1 protein-coding gene is annotated in these 638 nt (G+C 60.0%); it reads right to left on the reverse strand.

The window, feature by feature from the left end; all coding sequences use genetic code 11:
* Window positions 1–638, reverse strand: a 638-nt coding sequence (locus GWE18_RS41980; protein WP_275191315.1) for an AMP-binding protein, incomplete at both ends; no start/stop codon positions are given.

Raw genomic sequence — 638 nt, forward strand, 5'->3', positions numbered from 1 at the left:
CCGATGTAAAGCTCACCCACCGCCCCCAACGGCACAGGCGCGCCATGGCCGTCCAGCAGATACACACGCGTGTTGGCAATCGGACGCCCGATCGTCTCAACGACAGCCTCTCTCCTGGGCATGCAAATCCAGGTCGAATACGTCGTCGTTTCCGAAGGAGCGTACAGGTTACAGATCTTCTCTACGCCACTGCCCTCGAAGACCCTCTCGATCAGACCTGCCGTCAGCGGCTCACCGGCCAAATTGATGACGCTTGTCGAAGCCGGCACGGCTTGTTGGTCGACCAGAGCGGCGATCGCCGAGGGGACGGTGTTGATCAAGGAAACATCCAAGGACGTCTGCGCCAGCGCCAGTGCATCCTCGACAAGATACAGAGTGCCTCCTTGCGAAAGCGGAACGAAGCACTCATAGACGGACAGATCAAAACTGATCGAGGTAGAAAACAGTGTGCGGCTAATCTCTGACTCCGCAAATACGCCGCTGCTCCAATGCAGCAGGTTCACGGCGCTTTGATGCTCGACCATGACGCCCTTGGGGGTTCCGGTTGAGCCTGAGGTGTAGATGATGTAGGCGAGATGGCGCGAGGTGAGGCCGAGGGCGCGCGGCTCGGGATCAGAGACAGGCAGCGCGGCCCAGGG

The organism is Bradyrhizobium sp. CSA112 (assembly GCF_029051645.1).
Classification (GTDB): Bacteria; Pseudomonadota; Alphaproteobacteria; order Rhizobiales; family Xanthobacteraceae; genus Bradyrhizobium.